This window comes from Streptococcus sinensis, from assembly GCF_000767835.1.
Lineage (GTDB): Bacteria > Bacillota > Bacilli > Lactobacillales > Streptococcaceae > Streptococcus > Streptococcus sinensis.
The window spans coordinates 82,075-95,758 of record NZ_JPEN01000055.1 but is presented as its reverse complement, the minus strand read 5'-3'; the positions used below and the strand labels follow the sequence as shown (position 1 = coordinate 95,758).

Sequence of the window (13,684 nt, the reverse complement as noted above, 5' to 3'; positions counted from 1 at the left end):
TGTCTTATCTCATTTTTCACTTAAAGCCTTGACAGACTTGACAAATGGTAGAAAAGAGCCAAATAAAAAGACTCAGCCGAACTATTATCGGACTGAACCTTTTTCCGTTCTATTCTTCTGGTTTAGCCTTAGAAGCCATCTACGTTAGTATAGATTTTTTGGACATCTTCATCGTCTTCTAAAACGCTATAGAGTTTTTCAAAAGTTTCCAAATCGTCACCAGTCAACTCAACTTCAGACTGAGGAATCATTTCCAACTCTGTCACTTGGAACTCCTGGATGCCAGACTCACGTAGAGCCACGATAGCCTTGTGAAGGTCCGTTGGCGCTGTATAGACAGTGATACTGCCTTCTTCTGCTTCAACATCATCTACATCTACATCTGCTTCTAGCAGCTGTTCAAAGACGCTGTCAGCATCATCACCAGCAAAGACAATCACGCCCTTGTTGTCAAAAAGATAAGCTACTGAACCACTAGCTCCCATATTGCCGCCATTTTTACCAAAAGCAGCACGGACATTGGCTGCAGTCCGATTGACATTGGAAGTTAGAGTATCAACAATCAACATGGAACCATTTGGTCCAAAGCCTTCGTAACGGCCTTCAGTAAAGGTTTCGTCAGTGTTTCCTTTCGCCTTATCAATAGCCTTGTCAATAACATGCTTTGGTACTTGCGCTTGTTTAGCCCGGTCAATAACAAATTTCAGGGCAGTATTTGACTCGGGATCTGGATCGCCTTTTTTAGCTGCTACATAGATTTCCACGCCAAACTTAGCATAAACTTTTGAGTTTGCACCGTCTTTGGCCGTTTTCTTTGCCACAATATTGGCCCATTTACGTCCCATTGGAGTTTCTCCTTTTGATAAATTACATTTTTAATCTTTCATATTATAACATAAGTCGGATTGAATTTCACTAAACGGAAGATAATTTATAGTTAAAAATCCTTAATCGTACATTTTTATCCCGGTAGAATCTTTAGCAAACAAAAAGCCAGCCGAAGCCAGCTAATCTGATGCGGAGAGAGGGACTTGAACCCTCACGACCTAAAGCGGTCACAGGATCCTTAGTCCTGCGCGTCTGCCAATTCCGCCATCCCCGCGATTGAGTACCTTACTAGTATAACAGGATGACTCTCCCTTGTCAAGAAAATTTTCTTAATTTTTCAAAAATCTTTATCTTTTCTTGGGTTTTTGATATTTTTGAATGGTTTAACTAGAAAATAACTTCTCTAACTCTGGACAGAGCTAGAGAATCGCATTGTTTCTGAACTCTTTCAAATGCTCTTTTAAATCTCGAAGCATAGCTTTTCTTCCTTGAAAGCGTTCATTTCCTATTAATCGTTGATAATTGTTTAAACCTAACGGATCTAGTCCTGCCTTAAATCCTGCTATTAATTCTCTGAAAGCGACTAGTTCATCCAGGAACATTTCACGTGCCTTCAGTTTATGGCCAATCTCACTGACTTCCTCATAACTCTGTTTGTCAAGTTTGCGTTTTTGACTCTCTTGTTTGCGGATAAGATCATGGATATGATTTCGAAATTTAGTTTTGAAATAGCGATAAAGTTTTTCTTCATCATGCTCAATTCCTTCTTGGCTCAGTTGCAACTCATACAAGACCAGCATTCCTTCTTGCTCCCAGTCGCTGGATTCCCAGAGATGAAGGTAATATTCTTTTTGGCACTTGCGAACAATCCACTTTACTTTCTCATAGCTACTTTTAAATTTCATAGCTCCTCCTAAAATTATATTTTGTTGACTCTAGTTTATAGCAAATTTTAGGAGAATGCTTGAACTTATTTTGAAATGCTACTTTTTATCCTCTTTATGTCATGCCATCCTCTCTTTCTGACATCAAAGGGACTGATGTGAGCCTGCTAATCTGACAGATTGCATTATTAAAAGGCAAGCTAGAAAAATAACAAACCCGTCAGGGAGTCTTTCCTAACGGGTTTTAGTGGGTTAAAAGATTTATTTAAACTCTCTCTTATATTTTTCAGCTTCGGCCTTATTTGCCCATACATAATGACCTGGGCGAATCTCAACCATCTGAGGCGCATCTACCGAGTAATCATGCTGATCTGGATCGTAAACTTTCAATACCTTTTTACGTTCCAAAATTGGATCTGGAATCGGAACGGCAGACAAAAGCGATTGAGTATAAGGATGGATTGGATTGTTGAACAGTTCTTCTGTTTCTGCAACCTCAACGATAACACCTTTGTAGATTACAGCAATCCTATCTGAAATAAAGCGAACCACTGATAAGTCGTGAGCGATAAATAGATAGGTCAAGCCAAGTTCTTTTTGGAATTTTTTCAAAAGGTTCAAGACTTGCGCCCGTACAGAAACATCCAGAGCGGAAATCGGCTCGTCTGCAATCACGAAATCAGGTTGCATAACCAAGGCGCGGGCAATACCAATCCGTTGACGCTGACCACCAGAAAATTCGTGGGGATAGCGTGTCAAATGCTCCGCTAAAAGTCCCACTTCATTAATGATTTCTTTAACTTTCTTTTGGCGTTCTTCTTCATTCTCAAACAAATGATAATTGTAAAGACCTTCTGAAATGATATAGTCAACAGTTGCGCGTTCATTCAAACTAGCAGCTGGGTCTTGGAAAATCATCTGAATCTTACGAATCAGTTCTGCTTCTTCTGATTTAGATTTCTTTCCATTGATTTTTTTACCTTCATAGTAAATATCCCCAGCACTTGTATCATTCAAGCCGATAATCGCACGACCAATCGTTGTCTTACCAGAACCAGATTCTCCTACCAGCGAAAAAGTTTCTCCCTTGTTAATAAAGAAATTTGCATTTTTTACTGCGACAAATTTCTTACTTCCTTCTCCGAAGGAAATTTCTAAATCTTTAATTTCAACTAATTTTTCAGTCATTTCCTTCCTCCTAAGCTTCTAAGTGATTGAAGCCCATTTTTGAACGAATTTTATCATGCAAGTTATTGATAACTTCTGGTTTTTCAACTTTTGGTGCATTCTCATGCAAGAGCCAAGTCTTGGCCCAGTGGGTCTCTGATACTTTGAACGCAGGTGCCTGTTCCTCAAAATCAATCTCCATTGCATAATCAGAACGCAAGGCAAATGCATCACCTTTAATGGTTGAATAAAGAGATGGAGGGGTACCTGGAATGGAATAAAGTTCCCCATCTGCTGAAGCTAATTGTGGTAAGCTTGAGAGCAGGCTCCATGTGTAAGGATGTTTTGGATCATAGAAGACTTCTTCGACCATTCCGTACTCAACGATTTCCCCAGCATACATAACCGCAACTTTATCTGCAATACTTGCCACAACACCAAGGTCGTGAGTGATAAAGATGGTTGTAAAATGATACTCTTGCTGAAGTGATTTTAGCAGGTCAATGATCTGCGCTTGAATAGTCACGTCCAGAGCCGTTGTAGGCTCATCACAGATTAGAATATCTGGACGGCAAGCTAAAGCGATAGCGATAACAATCCGTTGACGCATCCCGCCAGAATATTGAAACGGATATTCTTCAAAACGTTTTTCAGCATCCGGAATCCCAACTTTCGTCATGTAGTCGATAGCCATTTCTTTGGCTTCTTTACTTGTTTTTCCTTGGTGTTTGACGATGACTTCTGTGATCTGACTTCCGATTGTATTGATCGGATCCAAACTAGTCATAGGATCTTGGAAAATAGTCGCGATTTTAGCACCACGGATGGATTCCCAATCTTTATTGCTCTTTAGGGACGTTAAATCGGTTCCTCTATAATCAATGGTTCCTTGTGCTACACGGCCGTTTTCTTCTAACATTCCAGTAAATGTTTTTGTCAAAACAGATTTACCTGAGCCAGATTCACCAACTAGGGCAAGAACTTCCCCTTCAACCAAATCAAGGGAAACGCCTCGAATGGCTGTCAATACTCTGTCACGAACGTCAAATTCCACGACAATATCGCGAGCAGTCAATATTACATTTTTATTTTTTGTCATGTCTACTCCTATCTATGTGTCCGTGGATCACTTGCGTCGGCTAAGTTTTGACCAACTACGAAGAAGGTCAGGGATACCAAAATCAATGTTGTCAATGGAATCCAGAAAAGGTAAGCATTGGTGGTTACGTTTTGTGAATAGTCAGAAATCAAGCGTCCCAAACTTGGTACTGTTACAGGAAGTCCCAGTCCAAAGAAAGACAAGAAGGCTTCGTAAGAGATAAAGCTTGGAAGCATTTGAGAAGTCGTGGTCACGATAACAGACACCAACTGTGGCATGATATTCTTGGTAACAATTTTAAGAGTTGGTGTTCCCAAAGTCCGGGAAGCCAAATTGTACTCCAAATCACGGTAACGCATAATCTGAATACGAATTGTATAAGCAATCCCTACCCAACCAGTGATAGTCATAGCGAAGATTAAGTTCCAGAAACCGGCACCAATTGAGTAGGTCAGGACGATAACAATCAGGAGAGCTGGAATATTTGAAATGATATTGTAGACTTCCATCATGACACGGTCAACTGCTTTGGAAATTCCCCAGATAGCACCGACGATAATTCCGATAATTAAATTGATAACTGTTGCGATAATAGAAATCAGGATGGAATTCCGCGCACCAAACCAAACTCCGTCAAACAAAGATTTACCATTGCTGTCTGTACCGAACCAGTACTCCCCGCTGGGCTTGATATAACGCATGCTAAAGTCATTTACCTTGCTCACATCATTGAAATCGAAATCTGAAAACATTGGATAAATGAAACTCATCAGAACAATGGCTATCAGAATGCCTAGCATCACAATCGTTGATTTCTTCTTAAGGAATTGACGCATAACTGAGCGCCAATATGAATAAGCCGGTGCATCAATCGTTTCAGAGGCAAAATCGTCACGTTTGACAAATTGGAATTTACTTTTATCAATTGTAGCCATTATTTACCTCCTTTAGATGTTAATTTAATACGTGGGTCAAGTACTGTCATCAAGATATCACCTAATAAGAGGGCAAAGATTGAAAGACATGTAAAAATAAATACGAGACCAACTACCATGGAGTTATTAGATGCTTTAACGGAGTCAATCAACATTTTCCCCATACCAGGAAAGGCAAAGACTGTTTCCGTCAGGGTAGCACCTGCAATGACACCAACGATAGAAGCTGGAATACTAGATACCAATGGTACCATAGCATTTTTGAAAATATGTTTGTTAGAAATTTCTTTTTCAGAAAGACCTTTGGCACGCGCAAAACGAACAAAGTCTTGAGACTGCAAGTCAATCATATAGCGACGGATCCAGACCGCAGTCCATGGTGCACTCAAAAGACCAAGGATAACAGCTGGAAGAACATAAGAGCGCCAATCGCTTGCTCCCAAAATAGGGAAGGAATCAGGAAGACCGACCGTAGAACCAGCTAAGCGAACAATGTAAACAAGCGCGATGGTTGGCAGTGACATCATGAAAGTCAGGCCCCCAGTAGATATACTGTCAAACCAAGTGTTTTTCAAGCGCGCCATATAAGAACCAAGCGGAACAGCAATCAAATAAGAAATCGCCACACCAATCAGACCGATAATCGCCGAGCTGACAATCATTGATGGATTTTGATAGTTACTTTGAGTCGCTGTATAGGCATCACCTTCACCGTATTTCGCAATATCTTGTGAATCCGCTTTGCTCGGTGTTTTATACGTCCGAGAATAGATATTAACGGATGAAGTTTTCTTACCTGTTGGAAATTGAACCTCGGAAGATTTTGTTTGTCCTTGACCTTGTGTGATAACCTGAAGCACAGGAATATTAGCATAGGTAGGATAAGAATTTCCTAAATTAAAAGTAATGAAATTCTGGTGAATATATGGGAATTGTCCGTTGAAGTAGAGCAGGTATTTATGTTTCGTACCTGAACCAACTACAGACCAGCCTACTGCTGGGTCATTTTCAAAGCGAATATAACGTTCTAGATTTGGATTGTCTTTATCTTGAACAACATTAGGATGATCAATTTGGATCAGATTAGCATAAAATTCAAATACGCGTTCATAAACTGGAACTTCACGTACTGCATAAAATTCCTTACTTTCAGAGAATTGATACAGTTTCCAACCATTTCCAATTTTTGCAATATAGTCTTCGTAAATCTTTTTGTTTGCATCTGTTCCTTCAGTAGTAACTGCTGGATTCTCTTTACTTGCTTTTTCTTGTAATTCCTTAGTATCGTAATAATCAACATAGCCCATGCGTTCAAAGATGGTATTTTCATAGTTTGCCTTCTTATCTTTCGTGGTAGCTATCTTGTTATAATTGGGGTCTTGTCTAAAAATCAACCTTCTTGGAACCATGGTATAGATGATGGTATAGGTCAGGGTCGTTACCAAGAAAATCGACACGATTGAGCGTAAAATACGCATTAAAATGTATTTTTTCATTTATCGTTTCCTTTAAATTTCAAAAGAACTTTCTCTCGCTATCAGAGAAAGTTCTAGTGAACGATTTATTCTACATGACTTTCGAGATCTTTTTGTGCTTTCGCATTTGACTCTTCTTTTTCTTTCAGCCATTTTTCACGAGCTGAATCATAGTCTTTCTTAGTAACAGCATCTGACTTCAGTTTCATATACTTAAAGTATGTGGAAGACGTCTTGTTACCAGTTTGCGCATAGGCACCAGAGAATGGCTCAACACGTGATAGGAATGGTGCTGCTCCAGGATTTGCCATCAACGGAACAACCAGAGAATTATCTGTCAGCCATGCTTGAGCTGCTGCATATTTTTCGTAGCGAGTTGCAACATCTGATGTTTCTTTGCCGGCTTCATCCACCAAGCGGTCAAATTCTTCCATACCGACTTGTTTAGCTGCCGCATTGTCAGCTCCTTCAAAACCAAGGTAGGTCTTTGTCGTTTCAGCTGCTGTAGTTTTCAAAATGTCCAAATAAGTTGATGGATCTTGATAGTCAGGATTCCAACCAACTGCCGTTGAGATATCCCAGTCTTCGCCAGCAGCATTTGGCGCGTAGTAAGTAATGTTATAGAGATCATCTTCTGACATTTGTTGAATATCTACAACAACATTCTCAGCTCCCAAAGTCTTTTCAACAGATTGTTTGAGTGACTGCGCACGGTTAACCATTGGTTTAGAAGTCTGAGCCACTGGAAGATCCAGATGGATTGGGAATTCTACTCCCTCTGCTTGCAGGGCAGCTTTTGCTTTTGCAAACTCTGCTTTTGCCTTCTCAGCATTAAAGAGACCATCTTGGCCGTCGTCTAAGTTAACACCTTTCCACTCATCCCCCAAGGCTGCAACTTTTTCTTCAACAACATCACCAAAGGATTTTTCTCCGACTTGGACAAATGTAGGTGGTACATAAGTATTGCGGACGGCATAAGGAGCACCCTCTTCACCATTGATTTGTGCTGAGTATGATGTACGGTCGATGGCAAAGTTCAAGGCTTGACGGAAGTCTTTATTGAGGATAGCTTTCTTGGTAGCAGCTTTCTGCGCATCTGATGTCTTGCTAGTATGGTTGTAGCTTTGACGGTCAATATTGACACCCATAACTGCTACACCAGCACTTGGTGGCGTGAAGAAGATATTGTCTTTGAATTCTTTTTCCACACCTGCATAGTTTGAGCTGGTCGGATAGAGACGTGCTACTGTATAGACACTGTCTTTGAAACTGCGAGCTAAAGAATCTTGGTCCTGTCCATCAAAATAAGACAATTTGATGGTATCGATATGGACATTTTCCTTATCCCAGTAGTTTTCGTTCTTTTGGTACTCAACTGCTGACTTAGCCGTGACAGACTTCATCAAGAATGGTCCGTTATAGAGAATAGAAGTTGGGTCAGTTGATTGACCAAATTTATCACCTTGTTTTGTCAGGAATTCTTCATTAATTGGCCACATGATTTGTGACGTTGTTTTTGAATTCCACTGTGGTTCAGGTTGATTAAGAGTATATTGAAGGGTATGATCGTCAACTGCTTTGACTCCAACAGTAGAGAAGTCCGTTGTTTTGCCATTCACATAGTCATCCAAACCTTTTACAGATTGTTGAACGAGATAAAGAGCTTCAGATTTCTTATCAGCAGCGTGTTTCAAACCAGTCACAAAGTCCTGAGCTGTCACATTTGCGTATTCTTCTCCTTCTGAAGTATACCATTTAGCATCTTTACGGATTTTATAAGTATAAGTCAAGCCATCTTTAGACACAGTCCATGATTCAGCAACAGAAGGAACAAAGTTTCCATACTGGTCATTTTCTAGCAGACCGTCCACGCCATTTGTCACGAAGTCAGCTGTAGATGCTTTACCAGATGTCACATAATCCAGTGTTTCTGGGTCCGCAGTATATACATAGTTATAGGCAGTTGATGCACCTTTTGATGAATTTGAACTTGAACAAGCAGCCAAGACTCCTACTGCAAGAAGACTTACTCCAGCTAATGCCAGAACTCTACTTTTACGCATAATCGCTCTCCTTTAGTGAGTGTTTTTTAGATTTATTTAAGATTATATCATATCTAAATTCAAAAGTAAACTTAATTTTCTGAACATTCATGCCAAATGCGTTGAGTTCACTTTCTCTATTGCCACAAAAAGAACCTCATCATTGCATTGCGAATGATGAGATTCTGGAGGCTTTATTTCACATGGTTTTCTAATTCTTTTTGGGCTTTAAGATTAGATTCTTCTTTTTCTTTTTCCCATTTTTCCAAAGCTTTTTGATAATCTGTTACCGTCAAGATCTTATCTTGAAGCTCCATTCCCTTAAATACATAGATATCCCCTTTAATACCTACATAAGAGTAAGCTTTAGTAAACGGCACAACTTTTTGAACCATTGGAGAACCACCGCCAGAGATGGATGGAATCACAACTGAGCTGTCGGTCAACCAAGCTTGAGCAGCTGCATATTTGGTGTAACGAGCATTGGTATCTTGCTTTTCTGCATCCGCTTGATCCAAAAGGGTCTTGTACTCATTCAAGCCAACTTTAGAAGCAATATCTTGACTTTGACCTTTTGTCAGACCAATATTATCCAAGATATCCCCTGTTTCTGGGTTAAAGATATTGAGATAAGTAGATGGATCTTGGTAATCTGCTGACCAGCCAGACATGTTTAGATCGTAGTCTTTTTGAGCAGCTGTTTCAGCGAAATAAGTTGAGTTATCAAAATCATCTGTTGACATCTGGTGCACATCGATCACAACATTTTCTTGGCCAAGAGATGCTTCGACAGATTGTTTGAAGGAATTGGTCCGCTGCACCATGATTTTATCTGTCTGGTCGACTGGTACATCTAGGTGAATTGGGAATTCAACTCCTTGGGCTTGCAAGGTTTCCTTAGCTTTAGCAAATTCTGCCTTAGCCTTGTCTGGATTGTAAATACTATCCTGCCCATCAGCTAGTTTGACCCCTTTCCATTCATCACCGTAAGAAGTCAGCTGTGCTTCAACGACATCTGAGAAGTCCTTGCCATCCACTTGCACAAAACCAGGAGGCACTAGCAGTGTTCTGATAATCTTAGTTGCACCGTCATTTCCATTCATCTGTGCGCCAAATGATGTACGGTCAAAAGCAAAATTGATTGCCTGACGGAAATCTTTGTTTTGAATCGCTTCTTTGCTGGCAGCTTTTTGTGCATCTGTCTTAGAAGTGTGGTTATATGCCTGACGATTTAGGTTAAAGCTATAGAAATAGCTAGTTGAATTTTGTGGAGAAAAGATGATATTGTCTTTATATTTCTTTTCTACTGAGGCATAATTGGAGCTGGTTGGATAGAGGCGAGCCTGAGTATAGGCACCGTCTGTGAAGTTGCGCACCAATGATTCTTGGTCAGAACCATCATAGTAAGTCAGCTTGACATCTTCGATCTTCACGTTATCCTTATCCCAATAGTTTTGGTTTTTAGAATATTCAATAACAGACTTGGAAGTGTAAGCCTTTAAGATATATGGGCCATTGTAGAGGATACCTGAAGGACGCACCGTACCAAAGTCTTTGCCTTCTTTATTGAGGAAGTCTTCGTTGATTGGGAAGAGAATCCCCATCGTCGTCTTAGAATTCCAGTAGCTTTCTGGCTGGTTCAAGGTATATTCTACGGTATGATCATCGATTGCTTTGACACCTACAGTAGAGAAGTCATTATTTTCCCCTTTGATATAAGCGTCTAAGCCCTTGATGGAAGTTTGCACAATTGGCAATGCTTCTGATTTCTCATCTGCAGCGTGCTTGAGCCCCGTTACAAAGTCCTGAGCTTTGACATCAGCGTATTCTTCACCATCTGCTGTGTACCATTTAGCATCCTTACGCAACTTATAAGTATAAGTCAAGCCGTCTTTAGACACAGTCCAGTCCTCAGCCAACGATGGTACGATATTCCCATACTGATCGTTTTCTAAAAGACCGTCTACCAAATTGGCAATAATATCAGATGTAGAAGCACGATTGGAGTTCACATAGTCCAATGTATCTGGATCTGTACTATAGACATAGGAATATGTCTTTGCTGAGCTGGCACCAGAATTACCACAGGCTCCTAAAAAGAGCGCTGATGCAGCAACTAGGCCAGTGATTGCCAACCATTTAGATTTTTTCATGAGCAAATCTCCTTCTCAAGTATTTTGTATTATTATACATTATTTTCAACCAAAAACAAAGAGTAATCTAGGGAATTAGCAAATTTATTTTTCCTATCAAGCCTTTTTAGAGTTGAAATCAAGAGATTGTTAGAAAAAAATTTGAATTTCTCGTCTTCTTTTATAAAAATACGATTTGTTTCATAAATAATAAATCGTCGCAATCTTTTTAAAAATCATTTCTCATACAAGAGCATTTTTTATGATACAATGGAATTAATCTTACGTTAGGGGAAAGAAATGAAAAAATTATTATTGATTTTATTCCTAATCATTGGTATGGGAGCAGCAACTGTAAAAGCAGATGAATATGACCTCGCTGCTAAGAGTGCCATCGCTGTCGATGCTTCCTCTGGAAAAATATTATACGAAAAAAACTCGACAACTCCAATCGAAGTCGGATCAATTACTCACCTTTTGACAGCTTATTTAGTTTACGAAGCGATTTCAGAAGGGAAATTGAGCCTTGANAAATCCCTATATTACGACCCTACCTCTTGAGGCCCGCCGCTACACAGTCGAGGAATTGCTGGAAGCATCCCTACTAGTCAGTGCCAACAGTGCTACAATCGCTTTAGCAGAAAAAGTTGCTGGAAGTGAAGAAAACTTTGTCAAAATGATGAAAGACAAACTAAAAGAATGGAAGATCACCGATGCTACCATTTTAAATGCGACAGGCACCGATACCCGATTGCTGGACGGAACAATTGATGAAAATAACACAGAAGATTCAACTGAATCCGCTGAATCAACCGAAACAAGTGAAAAAAAATCCAAAGACAAAAAAGACAAAGACACCGAAAATAAATTCAGCGCTTATGCACTTGCTGTGGTTACCTATCACCTACTAAAAGACTACCCTCAAATTATTGATATCACCTCTAAACCTAAGGGAAATTTTGCAGGAATCGAGCTAGGAAATTATAATCTTATGCTTGAAGGGCTGCCTAGTTTTCGCTCTGGAGTAGATGGGTTAAAAACAGGAGGTTCTAAAAAGGGTGGGGCTTCATTTGTAGCTACCACTACAGAAAAAGGGGTTCGACTCATTACAGTTGTTTTAGGGATTGAACAGGAAGCCAATGATCCCTATATACGATTCAGCCTTACTTCCAGCCTGATGAGTTACGTCTCTCAAAATTTCGTCCAAACCGTGCTTGTGCAAAAGGGAGAAGCTTATAAGAGTTCCCAAGTAAACATAAAGGATGGAAAGCAGAATACTGAAGTTGCCGTCGCAAGCGAGGACTTCGTTATTATAGAGCGAATCGGTAACCAAGCTGAAGCAAAACTGAAATTTTCTGCTGAACACCCAGAGTTTCAAGCACCTATGAAAAAGGGCACTGAGATTGGTACATTGACCTATATAGACCCTGAGCCTATCGGACAAGGCTATTTAGAAAATAACCCCCCTCCATCTCGATGGTAACAGGAAAAAAAGTTGAAAAAGCCATCTTTTTTAAAGTCTGGTGGAATGACTTTGTCCGTTTCGTAAACGAAAAATTATAAAGAATAACCGCGAATCAAATGATTCGCGGTTATTTGTATAGTTTATGGATGTTTAACACAAACTAGAAAATATCTTTGAAGATTAACTCGCAATACGAGTATCCGGCTATCGATTTAAAAGGTTCCTCGACCTTTTTACCCAACTGATCCTTCCATTTCATAGCTGATAAGGCGGTTAAGCTCAACAGCGTATTCCATAGGCAGTTCTTTGGTGAATGGCTCGACAAAGCCCATGACAATCATTTCGGTAGCTTCAGATTCAGACAGACCACGACTCATAAGATAATAAAGCTGCTCTTCTGAAATCTTAGAAACCTTGGCCTCATGCTCCAGAGCCACTTGAGAGTTATGAATTTCATTAAAGGGAATGGTATCTGATGCCGAAATATCATCCATGATAATCGTATCACACTCAATATGGCTGACGGATTTCTGTGAATTCTTTCCAAAGGTCACTTGACCGCGGTAGTCCACTTTACCTCCGCCCTTAGCAATAGACTTAGACACGATAGAAGAGCTGGTATGCGGAGCATTGTGAATCATCTTAGCCCCTGTATCTTGGTGCTGATTGGTATTGGCAAAGGCAATAGACAACATTGTTCCGCGCGCTCCAGGTCCGTCCAGATAGACAGATGGATACTTCATAGTTGTTTTCGCACCAAGGTTCCCGTCAATCCACTCAACTGTCGCATCTTTCATGGCCCGCGCCCGTTTAGTCACAAGATTGTAGACATTGTCAGACCAGTTTTGAATAGTGGTGTAGCGCATATAGGCACCATCAAGGGCAAAAATTTCGACAATTGCCGCATGCAAGCTATTGCTGGAATAAGTCGGAGCTGTACATCCCTCAACATAATGGACACTTGCTCCCTCATCGACGATAATCAAAGTCCGCTCAAACTGACCAGAATTTTCATTGTTAATCCGGAAATAAGTCTGCAAGGGAACATCTACCTTGACACCTTTTGGCACATAGATGAAAGTACCACCAGACCAGACAGCGGAGTTGAGAGCTGCTAGCTTGTTATCTGTTGGAGGGACCAGCTTAGCAAAATACTGCTTGAAAAGCTCTGGGTATTCCTTAAGAGCTGAGTCGGTATCTGTAAAAACGATTCCTAGCTTTTGGAACTCTTCCTTCATATTGTGGTAGACCACTTCGGACTCATACTGGGCAGCTGCACCAGCTAGGTAAGCTCGCTCTGCTTCTGGAATCCCAATCCGCTCAAAGGTTTCCTTAATCTTCTCAGGCACTTCATCCCAGCTTCTAGCTGGCTTATCAGAGGCCTTTTGATAATAAATCAAGTCATCAAAATTAATTTCTGACAGATCTGGCCCCCAAGACTGCATAGGCATCTTCTTGAAAGCCTCATAGGATTTGAGGCGGAAATCCAGCATCCATTCTGGTTCATCCTTAGCTGCAGAAAGCTCACGTATAACTGCTTCATTCAGCCCTTTTCCTGTCGAGATAACAGGTTCAACATCGTCATGGAAACCAAACTTGTACTCACCGAGATCAATCGGTTTTGGTTCTACTCTTTCTTCTGACATAATTTCCTTTC

The 13,684-nt window shown here is 40.3% G+C and carries 9 protein-coding genes, 1 tRNA gene and 1 pseudogene; 1 reads left to right on the top strand and 10 read right to left on the bottom strand.

Annotated features, from left to right (window positions below; all coding sequences use genetic code 11):
* Positions 1 to 128: 128 nt before the first annotated feature.
* The 9 genes from SSIN_RS04250 to SSIN_RS04210 all read right to left on the bottom strand — a co-directional run bounded on the left by SSIN_RS04250 (position 129) and on the right by SSIN_RS04210 (position 10,583).
* On the bottom strand, positions 129 to 845 hold the full coding sequence (locus tag SSIN_RS04250) for a YebC/PmpR family DNA-binding transcriptional regulator (RefSeq protein WP_037616164.1): 717 nt from the start codon (positions 843 to 845) through the stop codon (positions 129 to 131).
* Between the two features lie 171 nt (positions 846 to 1,016).
* Positions 1,017 to 1,102 (bottom strand) — tRNA-Leu (locus tag SSIN_RS04245).
* Between the two features lie 145 nt (positions 1,103 to 1,247).
* Positions 1,248 to 1,733 carry a hypothetical protein gene (locus SSIN_RS04240; protein WP_037616162.1) on the bottom strand — a complete coding sequence of 162 codons (486 nt, stop codon included), beginning with the start codon at positions 1,731 to 1,733 and terminating at the stop codon, positions 1,248 to 1,250.
* Between the two features lie 240 nt (positions 1,734 to 1,973).
* Complete coding sequence (locus SSIN_RS04235) at positions 1,974 to 2,900, bottom strand: ATP-binding cassette domain-containing protein (protein ID WP_037616160.1); 927 nt, start codon at positions 2,898 to 2,900, stop codon at positions 1,974 to 1,976.
* Between the two features lie 10 nt (positions 2,901 to 2,910).
* Entirely contained in the window at positions 2,911 to 3,978 is a 1,068-nt protein-coding gene (locus SSIN_RS04230) for an ABC transporter ATP-binding protein (protein ID WP_037616157.1), read from the bottom strand.
* 8 nt (positions 3,979 to 3,986) lie between these two features.
* The gene (gene oppC, locus SSIN_RS04225) at positions 3,987 to 4,913 is read right to left on the bottom strand and encodes an oligopeptide ABC transporter permease OppC (RefSeq protein WP_037616155.1); all 927 of its coding nucleotides are present in this window, start codon (positions 4,911 to 4,913) and stop codon (positions 3,987 to 3,989) included.
* Positions 4,913 to 6,409: an ABC transporter permease gene (locus SSIN_RS04220; protein ID WP_037616153.1), complete on the bottom strand. Its 1,497-nt coding sequence runs from the start codon at positions 6,407 to 6,409 to the stop codon at positions 4,913 to 4,915. The genes oppC and SSIN_RS04220 overlap by 1 nt, the downstream gene beginning before the upstream one ends.
* A gap of 65 nt (positions 6,410 to 6,474) precedes the next feature.
* On the bottom strand, positions 6,475 to 8,451 hold the full coding sequence (locus SSIN_RS04215; protein ID WP_037616151.1) for a peptide ABC transporter substrate-binding protein: 1,977 nt from the start codon (positions 8,449 to 8,451) through the stop codon (positions 6,475 to 6,477).
* A 173-nt stretch (positions 8,452 to 8,624) separates the two neighbouring features.
* Positions 8,625 to 10,583: a peptide ABC transporter substrate-binding protein gene (locus SSIN_RS04210; RefSeq protein ID WP_037616149.1), complete on the bottom strand. Its 1,959-nt coding sequence runs from the start codon at positions 10,581 to 10,583 to the stop codon at positions 8,625 to 8,627.
* A 279-nt stretch (positions 10,584 to 10,862) separates the two neighbouring features.
* Between SSIN_RS04210 and SSIN_RS04205 the strand changes: the two are divergent.
* Positions 10,863 to 12,125 (top strand): annotated as a pseudogene (locus tag SSIN_RS04205) (D-alanyl-D-alanine carboxypeptidase).
* Between the two features lie 135 nt (positions 12,126 to 12,260).
* Here the strand turns inward: SSIN_RS04205 and sufB are convergent.
* Positions 12,261 to 13,673 carry a Fe-S cluster assembly protein SufB gene (gene sufB / locus SSIN_RS04200; RefSeq protein ID WP_037616147.1) on the bottom strand — a complete coding sequence of 471 codons (1,413 nt, stop codon included), beginning with the start codon at positions 13,671 to 13,673 and terminating at the stop codon, positions 12,261 to 12,263.
* Positions 13,674 to 13,684 lie beyond the last annotated feature (11 nt).

Excerpts from the sequence above, each read along its gene's own strand:
- oppC (WP_037616155.1), bottom strand. The coding sequence starts at position 4,913 with ATGGCTACAATTGATAAAAGTAAATTCCAATTTGTCAAACGTGACGAT.
- SSIN_RS04220 (WP_037616153.1), bottom strand. The coding sequence starts at position 6,409 with ATGAAAAAATACATTTTAATGCGTATTTTACGCTCAATCGTGTCGATT.
- SSIN_RS04240 (WP_037616162.1), bottom strand. The coding sequence starts at position 1,733 with ATGAAATTTAAAAGTAGCTATGAGAAAGTAAAGTGGATTGTTCGCAAG.
- SSIN_RS04215 (WP_037616151.1), bottom strand. The coding sequence starts at position 8,451 with ATGCGTAAAAGTAGAGTTCTGGCATTAGCTGGAGTAAGTCTTCTTGCA.
- sufB (WP_037616147.1), bottom strand. The coding sequence starts at position 13,673 with ATGTCAGAAGAAAGAGTAGAACCAAAACCGATTGATCTCGGTGAGTAC.
- SSIN_RS04250 (WP_037616164.1), bottom strand. The coding sequence starts at position 845 with ATGGGACGTAAATGGGCCAATATTGTGGCAAAGAAAACGGCCAAAGAC.
- SSIN_RS04235 (WP_037616160.1), bottom strand. The coding sequence starts at position 2,900 with ATGACTGAAAAATTAGTTGAAATTAAAGATTTAGAAATTTCCTTCGGA.
- SSIN_RS04210 (WP_037616149.1), bottom strand. The coding sequence starts at position 10,583 with ATGAAAAAATCTAAATGGTTGGCAATCACTGGCCTAGTTGCTGCATCA.
- SSIN_RS04230 (WP_037616157.1), bottom strand. The coding sequence starts at position 3,978 with ATGACAAAAAATAAAAATGTAATATTGACTGCTCGCGATATTGTCGTG.